This window comes from Streptomyces tauricus (assembly GCF_014650955.1).
Taxonomy (GTDB): Bacteria; Actinomycetota; Actinomycetes; order Streptomycetales; family Streptomycetaceae; genus Streptomyces; species Streptomyces tauricus.
This window is the reverse complement of record NZ_BMVY01000024.1, coordinates 75128-100001: the sequence shown is the minus strand read 5'-3', so window position 1 is coordinate 100001 and position 24874 is coordinate 75128. Positions and strand designations below refer to the sequence as shown.

The window sequence follows — 24874 nt, the reverse complement described above, 5'->3', positions numbered from 1 at the left end:
CGGTTCCCGGGGACCCGTACCCTTGAGGGGTTATGACTGAGACCTCGCAGCGCCCCCGCCCCCTCCGCGTCCTGGCCGCCATGTCCGGTGGCGTGGACTCCGCCGTCGCCGCCGCCCGTGCCGCGGAAGCCGGGCACGACGTGACCGGTGTGCATCTCGCCCTCTCGGCGAACCCGCAATCGTTCCGCACGGGCGCGCGCGGCTGTTGCACGATCGAGGACTCGCGCGACGCCCGCCGGGCCGCGGACGTCATCGGCATCCCGTTCTACGTGTGGGATCTCGCCGAGCGCTTCCGTGAGGACGTGGTGGACGACTTCGTCGCGGAGTACGAGGCAGGCCGCACCCCCAATCCCTGCCTGCGCTGCAACGAGAAGATCAAGTTCGCGGCCCTGCTGGACAAGGCCCTCGCGCTCGGCTTCGACGCGGTCTGCACGGGCCACTACGCGAAGGTGCTGGTGAACGAGGACGGCATGCGCGAGCTGCACCGCGCCTCGGACATGGCGAAGGACCAGTCGTACGTCCTCGGCGTCCTGGACGACCGCCAGCTCGCCCACGCCATGTTCCCCCTCGGCGACACGCTCACCACGAAGGACGAGATCCGCGCGGAGGCCGAGCGCCGGGGTCTGGCCGTCGCGAAGAAGCCGGACTCGCACGACATCTGCTTCATCGCCGACGGCGACACCCAGGGCTTCCTGTCGAAGCGCCTCGGCAAGGCGGAGGGCGACATCGTCGACGAGTCGGGCGCGGTGGTCGGCAGCCACGAAGGTGCGTACGGCTTCACGATCGGCCAGCGCAAGGGCCTGCGCATCGGCACCCCGGCGGCCGACGGCAAGCCGCGCTACGTCCTGGACATCTCGCCGGTCGACAACAGGGTGACGGTGGGCCCGGTCGCCGCCCTGGACGTCTCCGCGCTGACGGCCATCAAGCCCCGCTGGTGCGGCGGGGCCCCGACCGGCCCCGGCACGTACACGGCCCAGCTGCGCGCCCACGGCGGCGAGACGGAGGTGCGGGCGGAGCTGGTGGACGGCACCCTGGAGGTCGCCTTCACGGAGCCGGTCCGCGGCGTCGCCCCCGGCCAGGCGATCGTCCTGTACGACGACACGCGCGTGGTGGGTTCGGCGACGATCGCGACGACGGTACGGGCGGCGGTCGCCACCGCGGGCTGAGGCCGGCCGCCGCTTCCCTCGCACCGCCTGCCGCGGATCAGATCTGGTTCAGGCCGCCGTCGACGTAGATGTTCGCGCCGACGATGTAGCCGCTCTGTTCGGAAGCCAGGAACGACACCGCGGCGGCGACCTCCTCGGGACGCCCCAGACGGCCCTTGACCACGGTCGCGGCGACCATCTCCTTGACGCCGGACAGCGCCTCCTCACCGCCGTAGACGTCGACGAGTCCGGGAGTCTCGACCCCGCCCGGCGACACCGCGTTGACCCTGATGCCCCGGCCCTTGAGCTCGTTGGCCCATGTCCGCGCGAAGGACCGGACGGCGGCCTTGGACGCCGCGTACGCACCGAACGCCTCGATGCCGTGGTCGGCGGCCGTGGAGGAGATCAGGACGACCGAGGCGTCGTCGTTGAGCAGGGGGAGCGCCTTCTGCACGGTGAACAGGGTGCCCCGGACGTTGACTCCGAAGGTCTGGTCGAAGTGGTCCTCGGTGGTCTGCTCCAGCGTGACGAACGCACCGGTCGCCGCGTTCGCGACGAGCACGTCCAGGCCCTGTCCGCGGGCGCGGACCGCGTCGTAGATCCGGTCCAGGTCGGCCGCCTCGGAGATGTCGCCGGGCACCGCGGTGGCCCTGGAGGTTCCGATGGTCTCGACGGCGGCGTCCAACTCTGTCTTGCGCCGGCCGGTGATGAACACGTGCGCGCCCTCGTCCGCCAGACGCGCGGCGACGGCCAGACCGATTCCGGTGCTGCCGCCGGTGACCACGGCCGTTCTGTTCTCGAGCTGTCCCATGCGAGTGCCTCCACAGCCCTCTGTCGTTGATCTGCTTCGACCCCCATCCTTCGTGATCACACCAGTACGGTGCATCATGTGGAGTCCACACTTCTTTACGTATCGTCCAGAACGGAGGAGCAGGTGCTCGGCTCCAGCGATCCGATCGCCGACGCCATCGGTCTGCTGCGCCCTCGTACCGTGATCGACCCCGCTCTCCGCACGGCGGGACCGTGGGCACTGCGCTTCGAACGGTCCTCGCACGTCAAGATCGGTGTCGTCGCGCGCGGCGCATGCTGGCTGACCCTTGACGGGCACGAGCCCGTACGGCTGGAAGAGGGTGACTTCTACCTGCTGGGCAACCCCCCGCCCTACGTCCTGGCCGGCACGCTCACCGCGCCGCCGCGCCCCGCGAAGCCGGTATGGGACTGCGCCGAGGACGGTGTCGTACGCATCGGGCCGGAGGCCGAGGAAGACACGTACCTCTGCGGAGGGCGCTTCTCCTTCGAGGACACGAACACCCCGGTCCTGACCCAGGTCCTGCCGCGGCTCGTGCTGGTCCGCGCCGCGGATCCCCGCGGCAAGCTCCTGGCGCACCTCAGCGAGGTCCTCGTCTCCGAGACCAGGACGCCCGCCGCCGGCAGCTCTCTCGTCCTGAGCCACCTCGCACAGGTCCTGTTCGTCCACATGCTGCGCGCCCACGCCGAACAGGCCGATCAGCCCACCGGCTGGCTGGGAGCGCTGAACGACGACGGAATCGGTGCCGCGCTCCGCGCCATGCACTCCGACGCGGCGCACCCCTGGACGCTCAAGGAGCTGGCCGACATCAGCCACATGTCGCGTTCCGCGTTCGCCTCGTCCTTCAGGAGCCGGGTCGGAACGACCCCGCTGGACTACCTGATCCAGTGGAGGATGAGCCTCGCCCGCGACGCCCTGAGCACCGGCACCCGACCGATCTCCGAACTCGCGTTCACGATCGGCTACCGGTCCGAGAGCGCGTTCAGCACGGCGTTCCGCCGCGTGGTCGGCTCCTCCCCGAAACAATTCCGCAGAACATCGACGGGCCCGGCCAACGGCACCCCGGCCAAGGGCCACTGACCCGAGGATCACGAGTGTGTCCATGACCGCGAGTACCAGCGACTACATGTGGTTCGAGGAACGTTTCCCGGACCTTGCGGCGTCCTACTGCCTCACCCTCGTCCACGAGGTCTCTCCGGCGGAGCTGCTGCACCGCCTCGGCGGCCGAGCCGAACCCGCCCGCGCCGGAGTCGCGGAACTGGTCGAAGCCGCCTACGACTTCCACGCCCCGTCCAGCGGCCTGCGCACCCTGTTCGGCATGACCTCGATCGGACCGTGGACCCTCATGGTCGAACCCAACGGCTGGCACGGTGTCGACGAGGAAAGGGCGCTGCCGGCCTCGGCGGGCACCCGCTGGATCTCCCACTACGACAACGGCAACGCCAACAACGACGGCTCGTTCCTCTGGGCCGAGAACACGGACAGGCGTCTTCAGTTCGACCTTCGTGACGCGGGTTACCGCTGTGGATCTCAGCCGGATGCGCTCCTGGACGTCATTCGCCGCCTCGGATTCGAGTTCCCGGGCGAGCCCGTCCCGACCGACGGCTTCGATGCCGACAGCGACGCCGACGTGGCCGTTCCGGCCTCCTTCGCTCTCGCCGAGCACCTCACGCAGGTCAGGCTCACCCCGAGCCATCTCGCCGAAGCCACCTTCGTCTGCGGCAGCGTGAAGATCGGGTGACCGGCTCGTCAGTGCGGTTCGGTTACTCCGAAGCCGTCGTCCGGGGCGTCAGGGGCCGGAGGTACGCATCTGTGTGTGCCGGTCCAGATGCCGGCCGACTCCAGGAGCGGTTCAGGGGTGCCCTCGGTGCGGAACGTGAAGGTGACCCCGGTCGGCTCGGTCCGCAGAGCGGTCTGGCCGGATGGTTGGCCGAGGGTGACCGGCTGCCAGCGGCACCCGGCCGCTTCGAGGGCCGAGGTCGTCTGCCGGTGTGTCAGATGAGCAGGGTGTGAGTTGATCGCACCTGATCGGGGGTGCGGCAGGCCGATCGTGTCGCGCCACGTCTGGACGCAGATCGAAGTGATGAGGCGGCAGCGGCAGACGCAGAGGTCGGCGTCGCCGTAGGAGAACAGGTGCGGCCAGCGGCGGCGTTTGCTGACGCGGCCGATGCCCCAGGGCGGCCCCAGCTTCGCCGCGACGTCGGTGAGGGACGCGTGGCAACGCAGTGGGCCGACGGCTCCGGTCGAGCCGAACGTGGCGAGTGCGGCGAGTGCGGTCACGCGGGGGAGCATGGCAGCGGTCGTGACGGAGCGTCCACCAGGAGGCGTCAGTCGAAGAGGGCGACGACTCCGTTCACCCAGATCGCCATGAAGGCGAGGAGCGCCAACAGGCAGCCTGCCCCCGCCAGGGCGCCGGCGAGGTTGCTCTGCCTGCCGTCCTGCTCCTCGTCGGACGGCACCGTGTCCCAGTCGACGGGGCGCCCCGTGGCCTCGGAGCAGGCGGCTCGTACCGCTGACAGCTGCTTCTGGGCGAAGGCTGTCGCGGCGAGCGACTCACCGCCCCGCCAGGCAAGTGCCCGCATGCGCCGCTGAGCCGAGTGGTACCTCGCCTCGAAGGCGGAGGTCTCGGCCGTGTCCCTGTCCTGTTCGAGGTACATCCAGCGGCCCGCCTCCGCGGGCTCCCCGTACAGGCGGTACGTTTCGGCCAGGCGCCGGCGCAGCGTCAGGTCGTCCGGAAAGGACGACACCAGCCCGCGCAGGCGCTGCCGTGCGACAGGGACCCGGCCCGCGGCCAGGTCCGCGTCGACTCGGGCAAGGGTGTCTCTCAGGGGCATGAACGCATGATCGGGTGCCGAACGGGCCCACGTCGAACCGGTTTTGCCGCTCGGCACCCGCACGCTGTCGGCGGCGGTCGCCGACCAGGGGAATCAACCCCCGGCGACCGTCTCCACCTCGTAGAAGCAGAAGTGGTCCTTGATCTCCGCGACCTCCGGCTTCGGGTCCGGGTACGCCCAGACCAGGTCCGGGGCGTCAGGGAGCGACCAGTAGGACGCGTCTCCCTTGAACGGGCAGTGGGTGGAGGTGTCCGACGGGGTCAGCAGGTCGGTGTTGACGTCCTCCGGGGGGAGGTAGTAGCGGGGCGGGAGGCCCGTCTCGCGCAGTACCAGCGGGCGCGTGCTGTCGGCGAGCACCTTGCCGTCGTGGACCGCGCGGACGCGCTCGGTGCCCTGCTCGACGGTGATGCGATGGCCCTTGGTCACGGTTCGACTCCTCGGTAGAGATCGCGTGGCAGTGGCAGACGTGCGGCCACGTTCCTGACGGGTACAGCATCCGGCGCCGTCGCGTTCTTCCCGCCCGGACGCCCTCCCGGTGAGCCAGGGACGACCCGTAAATTGAGCGCATGAACATCTGTGTCTTCCTCTCCGCCGCCGAACTCGACGAGCGCTACACCCGGCCCGCCCGTGAGTTCGCCGAACTGCTCGGCAAGGGCGGGCACACGCTCGTCTGGGGCGGCTCCGACGTCGGGCTCATGAAGGTCGTCGCCGACGGCGTGCAGGAGGCGGGCGGACGGCTCGTGGGTGTCTCCGTGGAGTTCCTGGGCGCCAAGGCCCGCAAGGACGCCGACGAGATGGTCGTCGCCCGGGACCTCGCGGAGCGTAAGGCACTCCTTCTTGAGAAGGCCGACGCCGTCGTCATCATGGTCGGCGGCACGGGCACCCTCGACGAGGCCACCGAGATCCTGGAGCTGAAGAAGCACGGGCACACCGACAAGCCGGTCGTCCTGCTCAACACCGCCGGCTTCTACGACGGGCTGAAGGAGCAGTTCCTGCGCATGGAGGCCGAGGGATTCCTGCCCGTGCCGCTCACCGATCTGGTGTTCTTCGCGGAGGAGGCCGTGGGCGCGCTCGCCTACCTGGAGGAGAGCCGCGGCACGCAGTGACCGCGCGTGCTGGGAGCATGGCGGGCATGGCTACTCATGTGATCACCGGAGCCGGCTCCGGCATCGGCGCGGCCGTCGCCCGCCGCCTCCACGCGCGCGGGGACGACCTCGTGCTGCACGCGCGCGACGCGGGCCGCGCGAAGGAGCTGGCCGCCGAGTTCCCCGGCGCCCGGACCCTCGTCGGCGACCTCGCGGACCCGGACCGGCTGTCCTGGGCGTTCTCCCACCAGACGCTGCCCGACCGGGTGGACTCGCTCCTGCACATCGCGGGCGTCATCGACCTCGGCAGGGTCGGCGACCTCACCCCCAAGACCTGGCGCCATCAGCTCGACGTCAATCTGATCTCGCCCGCCGAGCTGACCCGCCACTTCCTGCCCCAACTGCGGCTCGCGCAGGGCCACGTCGTCTTCGTGAACTCCGGTTCCGGGCTCAACGCCTACGGCGACTGGTCCGCGTACGCCGCCTCCAAGCACGGTCTGAAGGCCCTCGCCGACTCGCTGCGGCACGAGGAGCACCCGAACGGGGTCCGGGTCACCTCGGTCTATCCGGGCCGCACCGCGAGCGCCATGCAGGCCAAGGTCCACCAGCAGGAGGGCAAGGAGTACGACCCCTCGAAGTGGATCGACCCCGAGTCCGTCGCCACGACCATCGTCATGGCGCTCGACCTGCCGAAGGACGCCGAGGTCAACGACCTGACGGTCCGCCCGGGACGCTAGCCGGGGCGCGCGGGTCTGAACCCGGGCCCGGGTGCGCGCCCGCCCTCCCGTGCGCCTGGCTCCCGCGGGTTCCGTAGGCTGCCCGGGTGAGCGAAAACAGCGAGTTCAGGCCCGGCCCCGCCACCGGCATCGGGTCGATGCCGGGCGGGGACGCCCGGGAGACCGCCAAGAGCGTGGCCGGGACCTTCGAGGGCCCCGAGACGGGCATGCCGTACCTGGCGGAACTGCCCGCCCGCGGCCCCGGCGCGGACATGATCGGCCGGACCGCCGGAATGCTCTCCGAGCTGTACGCGCGCGTGGAGCCCAGCGGCTGGCGGCTCGGGGACCGGCCGGGCCGCGACACCAAGCGGGCCAGATCCTGGCTCGGCGAAGACCTGGACGCCCTGGAGGAGTTCACCCAGGGCTACGAAGGCCCCCTGAAGGTGCAGGCCGTCGGCCCCTGGACGCTCGCGGCGGCCTTGGAGCTGCACAACGGCGAGGTCGCGCTCTCCGACCCCGGGGCCTGCCGCGACCTCGCCGGCTCGCTCGCCGAGGGCCTGCGCGAGCACCTCGCCGAGGTACGGCGCCGCATCCCCGGCGCCGAGATCGTCCTGCAGCTCGACGAGCCCTCACTCATCGCCGTACTGCGCGGCCACGTGCGGTCAGCGAGCGGCTACCGCACCCACCGGGCCGTCGACCGGCAGCTCGTCGAGGCCACCCTGCGGGAGGTGATCGGCGTGCAGGAGGGCAGGCCCTCCGTCGTGCACTCGTGCGCCCCCGACGTGCCGTTCGCGCTGCTGCGACGGGCCGGGGCGACCGGCGTCTCCTTCGACTTCGCGCTCCTCACCGAGCGTGACGACGACGTCATCGGGGAAGCGGTGGAAGCGGGGACCCGGCTCTTCGCCGGTGTCGTGGCGGGCACGGACGGTCCGTTGTCAGACCCTGCCGGTAGCGTCATGGGTGTCAGGACGCTGTGGCGCAGGCTGGGGCTGAGTCCGGGGCTTCTCACGGACGCGGTCACGCTCACCCCGTCGTGCGGACTCGCGGGCGCCTCCCCCGAGTACGCGCGCAGGGCGCTCGCCCACTGCGTCCGGGCGGCGAGATCCCTCGCGGACAACCCAGAGTAACGGGAGGACGACACGGTGGCCGGCGACAAGGACGCACAGACCGCCTCACCCGAGGCCGAGGCCACGGGTGGGGCCAAGGCCGGGGCCGCGGCTGCGGGGCCCGCGCCCAGCGAGGCACGGGAGAAGCACGCGCAGCTCGCCGAGCAGATCGAGGAGCACCGCTTCCGGTACTACGTGAAGGACGCGCCGGTCGTCAGCGACGCGGACTTCGACAAGCTCCTGCGCTCGCTGGAGGCCCTGGAGGACGAGTATCCGGAGCTGCGCACCCCGGACTCGCCGACCCAGAAGGTCGCGGGGGCGTACGCGACGGAGTTCACGGCCGTCCAGCACGCCGAGCGCATGCTCTCCCTGGACAACGCCTTCGACGACGAGGAGCTGGCCGCCTGGGCCGACCGCGTCGCCAAGGACGTCGGCACGTCCGCGTACCACTTCCTGTGCGAGCTGAAGGTCGACGGCCTCGCGGTCAACCTCACCTACGAGCACGGACGTCTCACGCGCGCGGCGACCCGCGGCGACGGCCGCACGGGCGAGGACATCACGCCCAACGTCCGTACGATCGCGGAGATCCCCGACCGCCTCCAGGGCGAGCGCATCCCCGACCTCGTGGAGATCCGCGGCGAGGTCTACTTCCCGATGGAGAAGTTCGAGGAGCTCAACGCCCGTCTGGTGGAGGCCGGCGACAAGCCCTTCGCCAACCCGCGCAACGCGGCGGCGGGTTCACTGCGCCAGAAGGACCCCCGCGTCACCGCCACCCGCCCGCTGCACATGGTCGTGCACGGTATCGGCGCGCGCGAGGGCTTCGACATCGACTGCCTCTCGCACGCGTACGAGCTGCTGCGCGAGTGGGGTCTGCCGACGACCCGCTACGGCAAGGTCGTCGACGACCTCGACGGCGTGCGGGAGTTCATCGCGTTCTACGGAGAGAACCGCCACTCCGTGGAGCACGAGATCGACGGCGTCGTCGTCAAGCTCGACGAGATCCCCCTCCAGGGCCGCCTCGGCTCGACCTCCCGCGCCCCGCGCTGGGCGATCGCGTGGAAGTACGCGCCGGAGGAGGTCAACACCAAGCTGCTCAACATCCGGGTGGGCGTGGGCCGTACGGGCCGCGTCACTCCGTACGCGCAGGTGGAGCCGGTGACGGTGGCCGGTTCCGAGGTCGAGTTCGCGACCCTGCACAACCAGGACGTGGTCAAGGCCAAGGGCGTCCTCATCGGTGACACGGTGGTGCTGCGCAAGGCCGGTGACGTCATCCCGGAGATCCTCGGACCGGTCGTCGACCTGCGCGACGGCAGCGAGCGGGAGTTCGTGATGCCCGCCGAATGCCCCGAGTGCGGCACACCGCTGGCGCCGGCCAAGGAGGGGGACATCGACCTGCGCTGCCCCAACGGCCGCACCTGCCCGGCCCAGCTGCGCGAGCGCCTCTTCTACCTCGGCGGCCGCAAGTCCCTGGACATCGAGAACTTCGGTTACGTGGCAGCCGCCGCGCTCACCAAGCCGCTGGAGCCGTCGCAGCCGCCCCTGGGGGACGAGGGCGACCTCTTCGACCTGACCATCGAGCAGTTGCTGCCCATCAGAGCGTACGTCCTCGACCAGGACAGCGGACTGCCCAAGCGGGACCCGAAGACGGGCGAGGAGAAGATCGCCACGGTCTTCGCCAACCAGGAGGGCGCGCCCAGGAAGAACGCCCTGGCGATGCTGGAGAACATCGCCGCGGCGAAGGAGCGCCCGCTGGCCCGGATCATCACGGGCCTGTCCATCCGGCACGTGGGTCCGGTCGCGGCCGAGGCGCTGGCGCGTGAGTTCCGCTCGATCGACCGCGTCGAGCAGGCCACGGAGGGGGAACTGGCCGCAGTGGAGGGCGTCGGGCCCATCATCGCCGCCTCGCTCAAGCAGTGGTTCGCGGTCGACTGGCACCAGGAGATCCTCCGCAAGTGGAAGGCCGCCGGCGTCCGCATGGAGGAGGAGAACTCCGGCGAGGACGAGGGGCCCCGGCCGCTCGCGGGACTGACCGTCGTGGTCACCGGCACGCTGGAACGTCACACACGCGACGGAGCGAAAGAGGCACTGCAGAGCCGCGGGGCGAAAGTGACCGGTTCTGTTTCGAAGAAGACGTCTTTCGTTGTCGTAGGTGACAATCCTGGATCGAAGTACGACAAGGCCATGCAGCTCAAAGTGCCGGTTCTGAACGAGGACGGTTTCGCCGTTCTGCTCGAACAAGGACCGGAGGCGGCGGCGGAAGCGGCACTTCCGATCGAGGGGTAGCGGTTGAAGACCACCCGTTCGGCGCATACCAGATGCATAGGGGCGGCCGTGTCGCATTCGGGCAACCGTAGACGACCGCTGCCCTTAGGAGCCTTCTGCGGCCTACTGTTGAGGTCTGCGCCTGCCGTGCCCAGCTGCGGTTGGGGCACCCCCTTGCTCTTCAGGAGTCTGGGGAAGGGTTTTCCAGACGCGGAGCCGTTGAGGGACTGATCGTGCGTCGGGCCGCGTGGCGTGGGCACCGCCGGCCGTGAGAGGGACGGGAATGGAACCGACCGAGAGCGCCGCCCCGGACTCACGGCTGCGCCCACGCTGGATGACCGGCGTGCGGCGATGGGGGCAACCCTTGCTGGAGCGAAGCCGGGAGTTCGGGGCGGGCCTCGGCGTCACCGGGCCCGCGGAGCGATCCGGCGTGCCGGGTTACGCCACCGGACAGCGCACCGGCACGGACGGGCCCGGCTCGGGCCGGTTCACCGCCGCCACCGGCTCCCACCCCCCGCTGACCGGCCAGGACGCCGACCGGCAGCTGACCTGGCCCGCGTTGCCCACGGCCGTCGTCGTGGCCGCCGGGGCCGTGCTGGGCGCGGGTTTCTACCGTGCCTTCACCGGCCACCACGCGCTCTTCCCGTCAGGATCGGCCGGCTGGGCGCTGGCCGTCCTGGTCGGCGTCATCGTCGGCCACCTGGTCGCGCTCGGCCGGTCCCGCTGGTGGGGCGGCACGGGCTCCGGAGCGGCCCTCACCCTCGCCGTCCTGCTGCTGTACGGCTGGGTACCGGCCGGAATGGTCAGTCTCACCGTCGTCGTGCTCGTCGGCATAGCCCGCCGGCACCGCTGGCGCCAGGGCATCCTGCACGGCGCGGTGGACATCCTCGGCATCGGCGCGGGGGCGCTGGTGCTGGCCGCGTTCGGCCGCGTGCCGTCCGTGGAGACGCCCTGGAAACCGGAGACCTGGACCTTTTTCGCCGTGCCTCAGGTGGTGTTGGCGGCCGGGGCGTATCTCGTCGTGAGCCGCGCGCTGCTCTGGTACCTCCACGCGCCGCGCACGCCCGGACTGCCGACCGTCGCCCGCACGGCCCTGGTCAGGCAGGGGCTCGTCGCCGTCGCCCTGCTCGGCATCGCGCCGCTGATCTGTGTCGTCGCCATCGCCCTCCCCGCACTGCTTCCGCTCTTCGCCGTGCCCCTCATCGCTCTCGACTCCACGCTCTGGATAGCGCGGGCCCGGGCCGAGGAGCAACTGCGTGATCCCCTCACGGGACTGCCCAACCGGCAGTGGCTGCTCGAACGGACCTGGCGGGCGCTGGACGACGCCGAACGCATCGGTGCGCGTTCCGCTCTGATGCTGATCGACCTGGACCGCTTCAGGTCCGTGAATGACACCCTCGGGCATCTCGCCGGGGACCGGCTGCTGTTGCAGATAGCGGACCGGCTGCGGATCGCGCTGCCGCGCGGGGCGGAGGCCGCGCGGCTGGGCGGGGACGAGTTCGCCGTGCTGCTGCCCATCGCCGACTCGACCACCTCGGCGACACGGGTCGCCCGCGGCCTCGTGACCGCGCTCGGGTCGCCGCTCGACCTCGACGGGCTGACGCTCGTGCTGGAGGCCAGCGCCGGACTCGCCGTCTTCCCCGACCACGCGCTGGACGCGGAAGGGCTGCTGCGGCGGGCGGACGTCGCGATGTACCAGGCGAAGCGGGACCGTACGGGGGTGGAGGTCTACGAGTCCAAGCGGGACTCCAACACCCCCGACAGGCTCGGGCTGCTGGGGGATCTGCGGCGGGCGCTCGACGCGGGGGACGTAGAGCTGCACTACCAGCCGAAGGTGCGGTTCGACGGGCAGGTCGCCGGTCTTGAGGCGCTCGTACGGTGGGTGCATCCCGAGCGCGGGAAGGTGCCGCCGGACGAGTTCATAGCGATCGCCGAGTCGTCCGGTCTGATGCCGCATCTGACCGAGTACGTACTGGAGGCGGCGCTCGCGCAGGTGGCGCGCTGGCGTGCCCAGGGGCTTCGGGTGCCGGTCGCCGTGAACGTGTCACCCCGGGACGTGCACACTCCCGGCTTCGCGGGATCGGTGGCCGCGCGGCTCGCCCGGCACGGGGTCCCTGCGGGGGCGCTGCAGCTGGAGATCACGGAACACGTTCTGCTGGAGGATCCGCAGCGGGCCGCGGACACCCTGGCGGCGCTGACCGCGCACGGCGTGAAGATGTCTCTCGACGACTTCGGGACCGGGTACTCGTCGCTGGTGCATCTGCGGCGGCTGCCGGTGAGCGAGCTGAAGATCGACCGCTCGTTCGTGGCGCGGCTCGCGGTGGACACGGAGGACGCCGAGATCGTGCGGTGCACGGTGGATCTCGCCCACTCGCTCGGGCTTCTCGTCGTCGCGGAGGGCGTCGAGGACGACGAGACGTGGGAGCGGCTTCGGGACCTCGGGTGCGACGCGGTGCAGGGGTGGCTCGTCGCCGCGGCGATGCCTCCGGAGGAGGCCACGGCGTGGTTGCTGGCGCGGGGGTCGCGGGGGTGGCAGCGGCCTGCTGCCGCGTTGCCTGCGGCGGCGGGGGACGAGTAAAGACCTTTTCCCACCCGCCCGCGTGAACGGTGCTCGACGGGTGAGCGTTTTCTGCGGGACTCACCCGCCGTCGGCGCCTGCCCGTCCGGTCTGCGGCTCACGCAGCCGGATAACCCGGCCCGGTGTGCGGATTGCGCAGCCACGTGACTGTGCGCCCGGTGTGCGGCTCGCGCGGTCGGGAGCCGCTGCCCGGTGTGGGGCGCGCGGCGGCGGGACGGTGCCTGTGGGAGCCGTGCCGGGCAGGGGTGGGGAAACCGATGTACGGGGATCTGGTCGCGCCCCATAGGATTGGGCCACACCACACGCACTCACCCCTGAGGATCGCTGCATGCCTGGCATCACGCGCGAGGAGGTCGCCCACCTCGCCCGACTGGCGCGTCTGGAGCTGAAGGGCGAAGAGCTCGACCACTTCGCCGGTCAGCTCGACGACATCATCGGCGCGGTCGCCCGCGTCAGCGAGGTCGCCGACCAAGACGTACCGCCGACCTCCCACCCGCTGCCGCTGACGAACGTCATGCGCGCGGACGAGGTCCGTCCGTCGCTCACCCCCGAGCAGGCGCTCTCCGGCGCCCCGGCCCAGGAACAGCAGCGTTTCAAGGTGCCGCAGATCCTGGGGGAGGACTAATCACCATGACGGACAGCAACGTCAACATCATCAAGCTCACCGCCGCCGAGATCGCCGCCGCGATCGCCTCCGGCGAGCTCACCGCCGTCGAGGTCACCGAGGCGCACCTCGCGCGCATCGGGGCCGTCGACGAGAAGGTGCACGCCTTCCTGCACGTCGACCGGGAAGGGGCGCTCGCCCAGGCCCGTGCCGTCGACGAGAAGCGGGCGCGGGGCGAGAAGCTCGGCCCGCTGGCCGGCGTACCGCTCGCGCTCAAGGACATCTTCACCACCAAGGGCATTCCGACGACCGTCGGGTCCAAGATGCTCGAAGGCTGGATCCCGCCCTACGACGCCACGGTCACCGCGCGGCTCAAGGCCGCCGACGTCGTCATTCTCGGCAAGACCAACATGGACGAGTTCGCCATGGGGTCCTCCACCGAGAACAGCGCGTACGGGCCGACCGGCAACCCGTGGGACCTGTCCCGCATCCCCGGCGGCTCCGGCGGCGGCTCGTCCGCGGCCCTCGCCTCCTACCAGGCGCCCCTCGCGATCGGCACGGACACCGGCGGTTCCATCCGCCAGCCCGCCGCCGTCACCGGCACGGTCGGCGTGAAGCCGACGTACGGCGGGGTGTCGCGGTACGGCATGGTGGCCTTCTCGTCCTCCCTCGACCAGGGCGGGCCCTGCGCCCGTACCGTGCTGGACGCGGCCCTCCTGCACGAGGTCATCGCCGGGCACGACCCGCTCGACTCGACCTCCATCGACGAGCCGGTCCCGGCCGTCGTCGAGGCCGCCCGCAACGGCAGCGTGGACGGTATGCGCGTCGGCGTCGTCAAGCAGTTCCGCGGCGAGGGCTACCAGGCCGGTGTCGTACAGCGCTTCGACGAGTCGGTCGCCCTCCTGAAGGAACTGGGCGCCGAGATCGTCGAGCTGGACTGCCCGTCCTTCGACCTGGCCCTGTCGGCGTACTACCTCATCGCCCCGTCCGAGTGTTCGAGCAACCTCGCCCGGTTCGACGGTCTGCGCTACGGCCTGCGCGTCGGTGACGACGGCACCCACTCCGCCGAGGAGGTCACCGCCCTCACCCGTGAGGCGGGCTTCGGCGACGAGGTCAAGCGCCGCATCATGCTCGGCACGTACGCCCTCAGCTCCGGCTACTACGACGCGTACTACGGCAGTGCCCAGAAGGTCCGTACGCTCATCACGCGGGACTTCGAGAAGGCGTTCGAGCAGGTCGACGTGATCGTCTCGCCGACCACGCCCACCACCGCCTTCCCGATCGGCGAGCGCGCCGACGATCCGATGGCGATGTACCTCGCGGACCTGTGCACCATCCCGACCAACCTCGCGGGCAACGCCGCGATGTCGCTGCCCTGCGGCCTCGCACCCGAGGACAATCTGCCCGTCGGCCTCCAGATCATCGCGCCGGCCCTCAAGGACGACCGCCTGTACAAGGTGGGAGCCGCCGTCGAGGCCGCGTTCGTGGAACGCTGGGGTCACCCGTTGATCGAGGAGGCTCCGTCGCTGTGAGTGCCATGGCCAAGAAGGCAAAGAACTTCAAGAAGTCGAAGACCGGGCTGTACGTGTCGCTCGGCAGTACCGCGTTCGGCGCGATCAGCGTCGCCAAGCAGATCAAGCTGGCCCGCAGTGACGGGGACACGCTGAGGCTGATCGACGCGACCGTGTCCGCCGCCGCCATCGTCACCGGCCTCGCCATCCTCTACCGGGAGCTCAAGCGCCTGGGCGACGAAGACGTTCTGCTGGGCTGAGGGGAAAGTTTCACCGTGACTGTCACGACTGACCTGGTGTCGTACGAGGACGCACTGGCGTCGTACGACCCCGTCATGGGCCTTGAGGTCCATGTCGAACTCGGCACCAAGACCAAGATGTTCTGCGGCTGCTCCACCGAGCTGGGCGCCGAGCCCAACTCGCAGACCTGCCCGACCTGTCTGGGCATGCCCGGCGCGCTGCCGGTCGTCAACGCGATCGGCGTCGAGTCCGCGATCAAGATCGGCCTCGCGCTTCACTGCGAGATCGCCGAGTGGTGCCGTTTCGCCCGGAAGAACTACTTCTATCCGGACATGCCGAAGAACTTCCAGACCTCCCAGTACGACGAGCCGATCGCCTTCAACGGCTACCTCGACGTGCAGCTGGACGACGGCGAGATCTTCCGCGTGGAGATCGAGCGCGCCCACATGGAGGAGGACACCGGCAAGTCCCTGCACGTCGGTGGCGCGACGGGCCGAATCCACGGCGCCTCGCACTCGCTGCTCGACTACAACCGCGCCGGTATCCCGCTCATCGAGATCGTCACCAAGCCGATCGAGGGAGCGGGCGAACGCGCCCCCGAGGTCGCCAAGGCGTACGTCGCCGAGCTGCGCGAGCTGATCAAGGCGCTCGGCGTCTCGGAAGCCCGGATGGAGCAGGGCCAGATGCGCTGCGACGTGAACCTGTCGCTGCGCCCGCACGGCCGCGAGAAGTTCGGTACGCGCTCCGAGACGAAGAACGTCAACTCGCTGCGGTCCGTGGAGCGGGCGGCCAGGTTCGAGATCCAGCGGCACGCCGCCGTGCTCAACGACGGCGGAACGATCATCCAGGAGACCCGCCACTTCCACGAGGACACGGGGTCGACGACCTCGGGGCGTGTGAAGGAGGAGGCCGAGGACTACCGGTACTTCCCGGAGCCCGACCTCGTTCCGGTCGCTCCGTCCCGTGAATGGGTCGAGGAGCTGCGCGCGGGGCTTCCCGAGCAGCCGCTGGCCCGCCGCAACCGGCTGCGCGAGGAGTGGGGCGTCAACGCCCACGACATGCAGTCGATGCTCAACGCCGGAGCCATCGACCTCATCGTCGCCACGATCGCGGCGGGTGCCGACTCGGCTTCCGCGCGCAAGTGGTGGATGGGTGAGCTGGCGCGTGCGGCCAACGAGTCCGGGGTGTCCCTGGACTCGCTGGCCATCACGCCCGAGCAGGTCGCCCGGGTGGCCGCGCTGGTCGGTGAGGGGTCCCTCAACGACAAGCTGGCCCGCCAGGTCATCGACGGCGTCGTCAAGGGTGAGGGCACGCCCGACGAGGTCGTCGAGAAGCGCGGGTTGAAGGTCGTCTCGGACGAGGGTGCGTTGACGGCTGCCGTCGACGAGGCCATCGCGGGGAACCCCGGTGTCGCCGACAAGATTCGTGGTGGCAAGGTGGCTGCGGTCGGTGCGCTGGTCGGGGCCGTCATGAAGGCCACGCGGGGGCAGGCTGACGCCGCGCGTGTCAAGGAGCTCATCCTTGAGAAGTTGGGGGTCGAGGGCTAGGCCCTCGGGCTCCCTTGTGTGAAGGGGCGGGGCACCTGGGTGGTGCGCCGCCCCTTTGGCGTGCCGCGGGTGTGGCGTGCCGCCGGTGGGTTGTGCGTCGGGTGCGGGTCGGTCGTGGCTGGTCGCGCCGTTCCCCGCGCCCCTGAAAGCAAAAGACTGCGCCGTTCCCCGCGCCCCCAAAGGCAAAAGACTGCGCCGTTCCCCGCGCCCCCAGAGGCAGAAGCGTGCGCCGTTTCCCGCGGCCCCCGAAGCGTGCCCCTGAATGCCGAAGGCCGGGGTGCGGGCGTTTCTGTGGGGCTACGGGAAGCGCTGAGGGGCTACAGAGTCCGTCGGATTGTCGTGTGAACTGCCTCGCTTTCCTGTGAGTAAGCCCATGAATGAGACCAACGATCACTTTCGGCTGGAAGAGTGACAACGCATCGGTCATGCGTTCTTTGCGGGCAGTTCCCGATAAAGATCCACAAATCCCCCCGGGAGTTCGTCCGTGGCAGCCCTAGCACGTTGGTGTGTGCAGCACCGTCTCGTCGCCCTCCTGCTCTGGCTCGTCGCCTTCGGCGGGACCGCCACCGCGGCGCTCGTCGCCGGATCCGCGTACTCGAACGACTACCAGGTGCCGGGTACCGAGTCGGGCCGGGCCGCCGAGCTGCTCCACGAGAACTTTCCCGGCCTCGGCGGGGACAGTGACACCGTTGTCTGGCACTCCACCCCCGGCACGGTCCGGGCCGCCGACGTCGAACAGACCATGACCCGCACCCTCGACGAGATCGCCGACCTGCCCGGGGTCTCCTCCGTCGTCAGCCCCTACGAGGGCCCGGGGCGTGAGGGGCCCGGTGCGGGGCGGATCAGCGGTGACGGGCGTACCGCCTACGCCACGGTGACCTTCGACGCCCCGGCCGAGAACATCGACCGGGGCGAGGCCTCGGCCGTCGTCGCCGTCGCGAAGGCCGCCGAGGCCGACGGGCTGCAGGTCGAGCTGGGCGGCCAGGCCGTCGTCCTCACCGAGTCCTCCGGCGGACATCTCGCCGAGATCGTCGGCGTGGCCGTCGCCGCGGTGGTCCTCTTCCTCGCCTTCGGCTCCCTCGCCGCCTCGCTGCTGCCCATCGCCACGGCGCTGGTCGGCGTCGGCACCGCGTACGCGGGAATCGTGCTGCTCGGGCAGGTGATGACCGTCGCCGACTTCGCGCCGATGCTCGGCCTGCTGATCGGGCTGGGCGTCGGCATCGACTACGCGCTGTTCATCGTGACCAGGCACCGCCGCGGTCTCAAGCGCGGTCTCCCGGTCGAGGAGGCCGCGCGCAACGCGGTGGCCACCACCGGGCGCGCGGTCGTCTTCGCGGGCGCCACCGTCTGCATCGCCCTGCTGGGCATGCTCATCCTGCGGCTCGGCTTCCTGAACGGCGTCGCGATCGCCGCCTCGCTCACCGTGGTCCTCACCGTCGCGGCCTCCGTCACCCTGCTGCCCGCACTGCTCTCCTTCATCGGCATGCGCGCGCTGAGCCGCCGTGAACGCCGCCGGCTGGCCGAGCACGGGCCCGAACCGGAGGTCCCCACCGGGCTCGCCGCCCGCTGGTCCGTCTTCGTCGAACGGCACCCCAAACTCCTCGGCGGCGTCGCCCTCGCCGTCATGGCGCTGCTCGCGCTGCCGATGTTCTCCCTGCACCTGGGCACCTCCGACCAGGGCAACAATCCGGGAACGGCCACCACGCGACAGGCGTACGACCTCGTCTCGGAGGGCTTCGGGCCGGGCATAAACGGGCCGCTGACCCTCGTCACGCCCGTCACCGGCGCCCAGGACCGGCTCGCCCTCGACAACCTCGACGCCACGCTCCGGGAGACCGAGGGCGTCCAGGACGTGACCCCGGTGACGTACGACGGCGACGGGGACACCGCCTACCTCTCCGTCGTCCCGGAGTCCTCACCGCAGTCCCGGCACACCAGCGAACTCGTCGACCGGCTCCGTACCGAGGTGCTGCCGCGGGCCGAGACCGGGACCACGCTCGATCTGCGGGTCGGTGGCATCACCGCCGGATACGACGACTTCGCGGCCGTCATCGTCGGCAAACTGCCCCTCTTCGTGGGCGTGGTGATCGGTCTCGGCTGCCTCCTGCTGCTGTTCGCCTTCCGGTCCGTCGGCATCCCCCTGAAGGCCGCCGCGATGAACGTCGCCGCCGTGGCCGCCTCCTTCGGGGTCGTCGTCGCGATCTTCCAGTGGGGCTGGGGCAGTGAACTGCTGGGCCTGGGCCGGGCCGGTCCGATCGAACCCTTCCTGCCCGTGATCATGGTCTCCGTGCTCTTCGGGCTCTCCATGGACTACCAGGTGTTCCTGGTCGGCCGGATGTACGAGGAATGGCTGGAGACCGGCGACAACCGCCGGGCCGTCCGCGTGGGCCTCGCGGAGACGAGCCGGGTGATCAACTCCGCCGCCGTGATCATGATCTCGGTCTTCCTGGCCTTCGTGCTCAGCGGCGACCGCGTGATCGCGATGTTCGGGGTCGGGCTGGCCGCCGCCGTCGCCCTCGACGCGTTCGTGCTGCGTACGCTCCTCGTGCCCGCCCTCATGCACCTGCTCGGCGGCGCCAACTGGTGGCTGCCCGGCTGGCTCGACCGGCGCCTGCCGCGGCTCAGTATCGAGCCGCCGGAAATCCGTACCGCCGGTCCGGGCCGACGTGCGACGATCCCGGGGGCGCGCGACGACCTGCGCGACGGCACACGCGACAGCACACGCGACGACGCGTTCGTGGATGCACCGGCGGACGTACCCGTGGCGGTACTCGTGAAGGAGCGGCAGCAGGATGTACGCGATATCCCTGGGTGACGACGGCGCCGAACTGCGGCCCCTGGAGCCGTGGCACGCGGACCAGTTCCTGGCGCATCTCGACCGCGGACGCGAGTTCGTGCAGCAGTACATCTCCTTCGGGTCGCGCGTCACGGATACCGATTCCGCGCGCGAGCTGCTCCAGTCGTTCGCCGACAAGAAGGCCGCCGACACGGGCAGCCTGCACGGGGTGTGGCTGGACGGCCTGCTCGTCGGCGGTGTCCTCTTCCGTGTCTTCGACGCCGAGCACGGGGTCTGCGAGGTCGGCTGCTGGCTGGAGCCCTCGGCGTCGGGCCGCGGCCTCATCACCCGCGCGATCCGCGTCCTCATCGACTGGGCGGTCGACGAACGCGGCATCCACCGCGTCGAGTGGCACGCGGCCACGGCCAACGTGCCCAGCCTGAACGTGGCCCGACGGCTCGGCATGAGCCGCGAGGGCGTCCTGCGCGAGAACTGGCCCCACCGGGGCGTACGACAGGACACCGAGGTGTGGTCGGTCCTCGCGGGGGAGTGGCGGGCCGCACGCGAGGCCGCCGCCGGACAAGGGGATCTGCCGACCCACGCGTGAGGATCCCGATCCTGGTCCCGGGACCCTGTTCCCGGGATCTTAAAGAAATTCTCAGACAGCGTCCGTACGGTGCGGAGCATGGGAACCAAGACAGAGAACGAGGCCGGAATCGAGACCGGCACCGAGGCACAGCGCGACGACGAGGCCGTGAAGCTCGGCAAGGGTGACGAGAAGGGCGCGGTCGGCGCGATCGGAGAGGTCGAGGAGGTCGAGGAGGTCGAGGCCACCGAGGCGGCCGACGGCCGGACCGACTCCGAGAACCTGGACGAGGACGACCAGCAGGGTGAGGCCGAGGACGAGCAGGTCGCCGTCGCGGCCGAAGCCGGTTCCGGCGTGGCCATGGGGGCCGCCGCGGTCGTCTCCGCCGGACTGGGCATCGTCTCCCTGACCGGCAGCTGGATGGGCACCATCGCGCAGGCGCGCGACTCGCTGTACGGCCAGCTGGAGACCGCGCAGGGCTCACCCGTAGCCACCCAGATCAAGCAGGTGTACGCCGACTCCTGGAACGCCAACGCCCTGGTCGCCGGCTTCTTCGCGCTGGCCGCGCTGATCGTCGGTGTCGTGGTGCTGGTGAGGCCGGCGTTCGGCAACCCGGACCGGATTCCCGCCCAGTCCCCGTGGGTCAAGTCCGTCGCCTGGGCGGGTGTCTCGCTCGGCGTCATCGGCCTGCTGCTGGCCGCGCTCAAGTACTCCGACGTCCTCCTCGGCATGCCGACCACGAGCAGCTGAACAACCGCACGTCCTGAGGGGCCTTAGTCCCGCCGTGAGCCACTCACGGCGGGACTAAGGCCCCTCGCGCGTTCAAGATGCGGAACTCTCCCGATGTGGCGCACCCCCCTTGGAGACGAAGGTTGAGGCATCACGGACGAGCGAAGTCGACAGTGACCCCCTACCGGTCACTCTTCGCCGTCACTCTTCACGAGGGGTACCAGATGTTCGAGTACGAGCTCCAGCAGATCCGTTCCGCGGAGATGATCCGCGCCGCCGACAACTACCGCATGGCCCGCGAGGCCGCCCGCACCCGTCGTGCGGCCCGGCACGAGGCCGCGCGAACCGATCACGACGACGGCGAGGGGCGGGTGAACGGCCACCGCTCCCGCAGGCCCCGGTTCGCACGCGCCGCATGAGCGCCGGCGGGTGGCGGGGCGGCCGCACGGGGGTCGGCCGCCCTGCCCGGCACGAGGACGGGGACGGGGACGCGGTGACCGCGCTCCCGGCCCCCACCACGTCCCCACCGACCACGCCCTCGGCGACCGCCTTCCCGGCGACCACGACCTCGGGCCCGTCCGCCACCGCGGGCGGGCCCGCGGCCGTGGGCGACCGTCAGCAGCCGGGCGGCTCCGGCGCCACGGGCGCGTTCGGGCGCGGCGGCCCCGTGGCCGGGGGCGTGGACGGCCCCCGGGCGAGCGGGCCTTCGGCCGGGAACCTGCCCCCGGCGAGCGGGACGGAGAGCGGAGGTGGGTCCCGAGCCACCGGGCCCGAGGGCGTGAACCAGCTCCGGACCGACGCGTCCGCGGCCGTCAACAAGCGCCGGACCGCCCGGACTTCAGCCGGGCGGCCGGTCCCGGACAGTGGCCGTCCCGGTGTGGAGCCGGGCCGTGCGGGCAGGGCCGCGGGCGGGGGCGGGGCGCCGATAACCAGTGCCGTGGTGTCCGACCCCTGTGCGATGCTCGGCGCTGTGGAGACCAGGTCCGTCAGTCCGGTCTTCGTCGGCCGGGCCGACGAACTGGGCGTACTGAACGACGCGCTCGCCCGTGCCGCCGCGGGCGAGCCGCAGGCGTTGCTCCTCGGCGGTGAGGCGGGCGTCGGAAAGACGCGGCTCATCGAGGAGTTCGCGGCGGGCGCCTGCCGCGAGGGCGCCGTCGTCGCCGTCGGCGGCTGCGTCGAGATCGGCGCCGACGGACTGCCCTTCGCCCCCTTCTCCACCGCCCTGCGGGCCCTGCGCCGCCACCTGCCCGACGCACTGGCCGCCGCGGCCGCCGGACAGGAGGAGGAACTGGCCCGGCTCCTGCCCGAGTTGGGGGAGAACACCCGCGGACGGCACGACGAGGACGGCATGGCCCGCCTCTTCGAACTCACCGTCCGCCTCCTGGAACGCGTCGCCGCCGACCGCCCCGTCGTCGTCCTCCTGGAAGACCTGCACTGGGCGGACGCCTCCACCCGCCACCTCCTCGCCTACCTCTTCAGGACCCTGCGCAGCGGCCACCTCCTCGTCGTCGCCACCTACCGCGCCGACGACATCCACCGCCGCCACCCGCTGCGCCCGCTGCTCGCCGAACTCGACCGGCTGCGCACCGTCCGCCGCATCGAACTGCGCCGCTTCACGCGCGCCGAAGTCGGCCGCCAGATCGCCGGAATATTTGACTCCGAGCCCGACCCTGCCCAGGTCGACGACATCTTCGCCCGCTCCGACGGAAACGCGTTCTTCGTCGAGGAACTGGCCGTCGCCGCCCACGACGGCTGCGCCACCGGCCTCACCGACTCCCTGCGCGATCTGCTCCTCGTCCGCGTCGAGAGCCTGCCCGAGAGCTCCCAGCGGGTCGCCAGGATCGTCGCCGAGGGCGGCTCGACCGTGGAGTACCGGCTGCTCGCCGCCGTGGCCCGGCTCTCCGAGGACGACCTCATCGAGGCGCTGCGGGCCGCCGTCGGCGCCAACATCCTGCTCGCGACGCCCGACGGCGACGGCTACCGCTTCCGCCACTCCCTGGTGCGCGAGGCCGTTGGCGACGACCTGCTCCCCGGCGAGCGCTCCCGCCTCAACCGCCGTTACGCGGAAGTCCTGGAGGCCGACCCCTCACTCGTGCCGGCGGCCGGTGAGCGTGCCGCCCGGCTGGCCAGCCACTGGTACCACGCGCACGACGCCGCCAAGGCCCTGCCCGCCGTCCTCGACGCCTCCGTCGCGGCCCGCCGCCGGCACGCCTACTCGGAACAGGTACGGCTCCTGGAACGGGCGATGGAGCTGTGGGACACGGCCCCCGAGCCCGTACGCGCCGCACTGCGCACCGCCGACTACAGCGAGGCCTATCCGCCCCCACCGCCCGAAGTGCGCGGCGGGAACCCCGGCGGCGGCGACCCGGCCACCACTCCGCTGCGCTATCTCGACCTGCTGGCCGAGGCCGCCGTGGCCGGTCGGCTCTGCGGGGAACGCAAGCGCGCCCTGAAGACGACCAAGCGGGCCCTGCACCTCCTGGAGGACGAGCAGGACCCCCTGCGCGCCGCCTGGTTCTGGATCCAGCGCTCCCGTCTCGTCGAAGGACAGGGCCTCGGCGACGGCTGGCAGGAACTCGGCACCGCGCAGGACCTCGTCCGAGGGCTGCCGCCTTCCGAGGTGCACGCCGACGTCCTCACCCACGTCGCCAGCTGGCTGATGGTGCACCGGCCCGGCCCGGACGCGCTCCAGGCCGCCGAACGCGCCGTGCAGTACGCCCGCATGGTCGGCGCCCGCGACACCGAGCTGAACGCGCGCCTCACCCTGGGCGGACTCCTGGTCGAGTCGGGCGACATCCACGCCGGACTCGCGGAGGTGCACGAGGTCAAGGACCGGGCCACGGAACTCGGCGCCACCTATGTGATGGGCCGCGCCCATGTGAACCTGCCCTCCCATCTGGAGGGCGTCGGCCGCTCCCAGGAGGCCGTCGGCATCCTCCAGGAAGGCGTCGAACTCACCCGCAGATACGGACTGCTGGACACGGAGGCCTGGGTCTGGGGCAACCTCGGCGAGTCCTTCTTCTCCCTCGGCCGCTGGGACGAGGCCGCAGAGGCCGTCTACAACTCCGAGCGCGTCGGCCAGACCGCCAAGCCCAGCGGCTTCCGCGCCATGCTCCACGCCCACCTGGACCTTGCCCGGGGCGACCTGGCCACCGCCCGCCGCCAACTGGCCGAGTCCCGCCGCCACTTCGGCACCCATGACGCCGTGCCCCAGAACGCGCTGCCCCTGACCACCCTCGCCATCGGCATCGCCGCGGGCGAGGGCCGGCTCCCCGACGCCCGCGCGGAGCTGGACGAGGCACTGAGGCCGGGCTTCCCGCCGGGCACCCAGCGCTACGGCTGGCCCCTGCTGCTCGCCGCGGCGACCGCGGAGGCCGACGCCCGCGGACTGCCCGCCGCCGAACCGGGCCGTGCCGAACTCGTCGAACGCCTCCGCACAACCGCCAAGTCCCTCGCCACGAACGTGCCCGTCTGGCAGGCGTACGAGCGCTGGGTGCGCGTCGAACTGCTGCGCGCCGAGGGCCGGGACACCCCGGACGACTGGTCCGAGGTCGTCGCGGCCTTCGAACCGCTGGAACGTCCGTACGACCTGGCCCGCGTCCGGTACCGGCTCGCGGCGGCCCTGCTGGGCTCCGGCGGCACGGAGGAGGAGCGGGGCCGCGCCACCGAGCTGCTGCGGCTGGCCCGGGCCGTCGCCGACCACCTCGGCGCACGGCCGCTCACCGACGCCGTCGCCCTGCTCGCCCAGCGCGCCCGCCTCACCCTCGCCCGGTCGCCCGGGCGGACCCCGCTCGCTCCCGCCGACCCGGCCGAGGCGCTCGGCCTCACCAGCCGCGAGCGTGACGTCCTGCGCCTGGTGGCCGTCGGCCGCACCAACCGCCAGATCGCCGAGGAGCTCTTCATCTCTCCGAAGACGGCCAGCGTCCACGTCTCGAACATCCTCGGCAAACTCGGCGTCTCCGGCCGGGGCGAGGCGGCGGCCGTCGCACACCGGATGCGGCTGTTCCCGCCGGAGACGGCCGCCGCCCGCCCGACCGGACGAGCCGGATGAGTTCCACCGGGTGAGGTTTACGCTGGAGGAGACGCCGGGCCGAGGGAGCCGCTGTGTTCAACATGATCGAGAACCTCTTCGCACCGGGCCGCAAGCACACCGACGACGAGAACAAGCGGCTCGAACTGACCCGCGTGGATCTTAACGACGGCGACCCCGGGCGGGGCCCCATAGACCTCACCTCGGGCAAGGTGGTCGTCCGCCCGCCGACGCAGCCCACGGGGGAGCGGGACGCGTCGGCCGACCAGGACGATCGGCCAGACCGGCAGGACCCTCAAGCCCCCGCTTAGGCGTTC

The 24874-nt window shown here is 71.3% G+C and carries 22 protein-coding genes; 18 read left to right on the top strand and 4 right to left on the bottom strand.

The features are described from left to right. Nucleotides 1-32: 32 nt before the first annotated feature. Nucleotides 33-1166, top strand: coding sequence for a tRNA 2-thiouridine(34) synthase MnmA (gene mnmA / locus IE278_RS29250; protein WP_189776256.1), 1134 nt, complete (start codon nt 33-35; stop codon nt 1164-1166). Between the two features lie 37 nt (nt 1167-1203). Here the strand turns inward: mnmA and IE278_RS29245 are convergent, their stop codons facing one another. After that, nucleotides 1204-1956: an SDR family NAD(P)-dependent oxidoreductase gene (locus tag IE278_RS29245; RefSeq protein WP_189776255.1), complete on the bottom strand. Its 753-nt coding sequence runs from the start codon at nt 1954-1956 to the stop codon at nt 1204-1206. Between the two features lie 78 nt (nt 1957-2034). Here IE278_RS29245 and IE278_RS29240 point away from each other — a divergent pair, with 78 nt between their 5' ends. Both IE278_RS29240 and IE278_RS29235 read left to right on the top strand, forming a co-directional pair. Next, complete coding sequence (locus tag IE278_RS29240) at nt 2035-3033, top strand: AraC family transcriptional regulator (protein WP_246570802.1); 999 nt, start codon at nt 2035-2037, stop codon at nt 3031-3033. Nucleotides 3034-3055: 22 nt separating this feature from the next. Further along, nucleotides 3056-3694, top strand: a complete 639-nt coding sequence (locus IE278_RS29235; RefSeq protein ID WP_189776254.1) for a DUF6461 domain-containing protein — start codon at nt 3056-3058, stop codon at nt 3692-3694. 8 nt (nt 3695-3702) lie between these two features. Here IE278_RS29235 and IE278_RS29230 read toward each other — a convergent pair whose 3' ends face one another. The 3 genes from IE278_RS29230 to IE278_RS29220 form a co-directional block, all read right to left on the bottom strand. Next, complete coding sequence (locus tag IE278_RS29230; protein WP_189776253.1) at nt 3703-4233, bottom strand: hypothetical protein; 531 nt, start codon at nt 4231-4233, stop codon at nt 3703-3705. 47 nt (nt 4234-4280) lie between these two features. Then, nucleotides 4281-4787, bottom strand: a complete 507-nt coding sequence (locus tag IE278_RS29225) for a DUF6584 family protein (protein ID WP_189776252.1) — start codon at nt 4785-4787, stop codon at nt 4281-4283. A 93-nt stretch (nt 4788-4880) separates the two neighbouring features. Next, the gene (locus IE278_RS29220; protein WP_189776251.1) at nt 4881-5213 is read right to left on the bottom strand and encodes a DUF427 domain-containing protein; all 333 of its coding nucleotides are present in this window, start codon (nt 5211-5213) and stop codon (nt 4881-4883) included. Nucleotides 5214-5353: 140 nt separating this feature from the next. Between IE278_RS29220 and IE278_RS29215 the strand changes: the two genes are divergently transcribed. The 15 genes from IE278_RS29215 to IE278_RS29145 all read left to right on the top strand — a co-directional run bounded on the left by IE278_RS29215 (nt 5354) and on the right by IE278_RS29145 (nt 24868). Further along, nucleotides 5354-5893, top strand: coding sequence for an LOG family protein (locus tag IE278_RS29215; protein ID WP_189776250.1), 540 nt, complete (start codon nt 5354-5356; stop codon nt 5891-5893). Between the two features lie 17 nt (nt 5894-5910). Next, a complete protein-coding gene (locus IE278_RS29210) occupies nt 5911-6609 on the top strand; it encodes an SDR family oxidoreductase (protein ID WP_189776298.1) in 699 nt (232 codons plus the stop codon). An 86-nt stretch (nt 6610-6695) separates the two neighbouring features. Continuing rightward, nucleotides 6696-7715, top strand: a complete 1020-nt coding sequence (locus IE278_RS29205; RefSeq protein WP_189776249.1) for a methionine synthase — start codon at nt 6696-6698, stop codon at nt 7713-7715. Nucleotides 7716-7730: 15 nt separating this feature from the next. Then, nucleotides 7731-9977 carry an NAD-dependent DNA ligase LigA gene (ligA, locus tag IE278_RS29200; protein ID WP_281403192.1) on the top strand — a complete coding sequence of 749 codons (2247 nt, stop codon included), beginning with the start codon at nt 7731-7733 and terminating at the stop codon, nt 9975-9977. Between the two features lie 262 nt (nt 9978-10239). After that, nucleotides 10240-12534: a putative bifunctional diguanylate cyclase/phosphodiesterase gene (locus IE278_RS29195; protein ID WP_189776248.1), complete on the top strand. Its 2295-nt coding sequence runs from the start codon at nt 10240-10242 to the stop codon at nt 12532-12534. A 328-nt stretch (nt 12535-12862) separates the two neighbouring features. Then, nucleotides 12863-13159 carry an Asp-tRNA(Asn)/Glu-tRNA(Gln) amidotransferase subunit GatC gene (gene gatC, locus IE278_RS29190; RefSeq protein WP_015036350.1) on the top strand — a complete coding sequence of 99 codons (297 nt, stop codon included), beginning with the start codon at nt 12863-12865 and terminating at the stop codon, nt 13157-13159. A 5-nt stretch (nt 13160-13164) separates the two neighbouring features. Continuing rightward, nucleotides 13165-14670, top strand: a complete 1506-nt coding sequence (gatA, locus tag IE278_RS29185) for an Asp-tRNA(Asn)/Glu-tRNA(Gln) amidotransferase subunit GatA (protein WP_189776247.1) — start codon at nt 13165-13167, stop codon at nt 14668-14670. A 5-nt stretch (nt 14671-14675) separates the two neighbouring features. Further along, the gene (locus IE278_RS29180) at nt 14676-14909 is read left to right on the top strand and encodes a hypothetical protein (RefSeq protein ID WP_189776246.1); all 234 of its coding nucleotides are present in this window, start codon (nt 14676-14678) and stop codon (nt 14907-14909) included. Nucleotides 14910-14924: 15 nt separating this feature from the next. Further along, a complete protein-coding gene (gene gatB, locus IE278_RS29175) occupies nt 14925-16436 on the top strand; it encodes an Asp-tRNA(Asn)/Glu-tRNA(Gln) amidotransferase subunit GatB (RefSeq protein WP_189776245.1) in 1512 nt (503 codons plus the stop codon). Between the two features lie 484 nt (nt 16437-16920). Next, entirely contained in the window at nt 16921-19251 is a 2331-nt protein-coding gene (locus IE278_RS29170; protein WP_189776244.1) for an MMPL family transporter, read from the top strand. Next, on the top strand, nt 19229-19819 hold the full coding sequence (locus IE278_RS29165) for a GNAT family N-acetyltransferase (RefSeq protein WP_189776243.1): 591 nt from the start codon (nt 19229-19231) through the stop codon (nt 19817-19819). Before IE278_RS29170 ends, IE278_RS29165 begins: the two co-directional genes overlap by 23 nt. 78 nt (nt 19820-19897) lie before the next feature. After that, nucleotides 19898-20548 carry a hypothetical protein gene (locus IE278_RS29160; RefSeq protein WP_189776242.1) on the top strand — a complete coding sequence of 217 codons (651 nt, stop codon included), beginning with the start codon at nt 19898-19900 and terminating at the stop codon, nt 20546-20548. A gap of 203 nt (nt 20549-20751) precedes the next feature. After that, complete coding sequence (locus IE278_RS29155; RefSeq protein ID WP_189776241.1) at nt 20752-20946, top strand: hypothetical protein; 195 nt, start codon at nt 20752-20754, stop codon at nt 20944-20946. A 539-nt stretch (nt 20947-21485) separates the two neighbouring features. After that, nucleotides 21486-24578: a helix-turn-helix transcriptional regulator gene (locus IE278_RS29150; RefSeq protein ID WP_189776296.1), complete on the top strand. Its 3093-nt coding sequence runs from the start codon at nt 21486-21488 to the stop codon at nt 24576-24578. 62 nt (nt 24579-24640) lie between these two features. After that, nucleotides 24641-24868: a DUF6191 domain-containing protein gene (locus IE278_RS29145; RefSeq protein ID WP_373312108.1), complete on the top strand. Its 228-nt coding sequence runs from the start codon at nt 24641-24643 to the stop codon at nt 24866-24868. Nucleotides 24869-24874: the final 6 nt, after the last annotated feature.

Excerpts from the sequence above, each read along its gene's own strand:
- mnmA (WP_189776256.1), top strand. The coding sequence starts at position 33 with ATGACTGAGACCTCGCAGCGCCCCCGCCCCCTCCGCGTCCTGGCCGCC.
- IE278_RS29245 (WP_189776255.1), bottom strand. The coding sequence starts at position 1,956 with ATGGGACAGCTCGAGAACAGAACGGCCGTGGTCACCGGCGGCAGCACC.
- IE278_RS29235 (WP_189776254.1), top strand. The coding sequence starts at position 3,056 with ATGACCGCGAGTACCAGCGACTACATGTGGTTCGAGGAACGTTTCCCG.
- IE278_RS29225 (WP_189776252.1), bottom strand. The coding sequence starts at position 4,787 with ATGCCCCTGAGAGACACCCTTGCCCGAGTCGACGCGGACCTGGCCGCG.
- IE278_RS29215 (WP_189776250.1), top strand. The coding sequence starts at position 5,354 with ATGAACATCTGTGTCTTCCTCTCCGCCGCCGAACTCGACGAGCGCTAC.
- IE278_RS29210 (WP_189776298.1), top strand. The coding sequence starts at position 5,911 with ATGGCGGGCATGGCTACTCATGTGATCACCGGAGCCGGCTCCGGCATC.
- IE278_RS29195 (WP_189776248.1), top strand. The coding sequence starts at position 10,240 with ATGGAACCGACCGAGAGCGCCGCCCCGGACTCACGGCTGCGCCCACGC.
- gatC (WP_015036350.1), top strand. The coding sequence starts at position 12,863 with ATGCCTGGCATCACGCGCGAGGAGGTCGCCCACCTCGCCCGACTGGCG.
- gatA (WP_189776247.1), top strand. The coding sequence starts at position 13,165 with ATGACGGACAGCAACGTCAACATCATCAAGCTCACCGCCGCCGAGATC.
- IE278_RS29180 (WP_189776246.1), top strand. The coding sequence starts at position 14,676 with ATGGCCAAGAAGGCAAAGAACTTCAAGAAGTCGAAGACCGGGCTGTAC.
- IE278_RS29165 (WP_189776243.1), top strand. The coding sequence starts at position 19,229 with ATGTACGCGATATCCCTGGGTGACGACGGCGCCGAACTGCGGCCCCTG.
- IE278_RS29160 (WP_189776242.1), top strand. The coding sequence starts at position 19,898 with ATGGGAACCAAGACAGAGAACGAGGCCGGAATCGAGACCGGCACCGAG.
- IE278_RS29155 (WP_189776241.1), top strand. The coding sequence starts at position 20,752 with ATGTTCGAGTACGAGCTCCAGCAGATCCGTTCCGCGGAGATGATCCGC.
- IE278_RS29150 (WP_189776296.1), top strand. The coding sequence starts at position 21,486 with ATGCTCGGCGCTGTGGAGACCAGGTCCGTCAGTCCGGTCTTCGTCGGC.
- IE278_RS29145 (WP_373312108.1), top strand. The coding sequence starts at position 24,641 with ATGATCGAGAACCTCTTCGCACCGGGCCGCAAGCACACCGACGACGAG.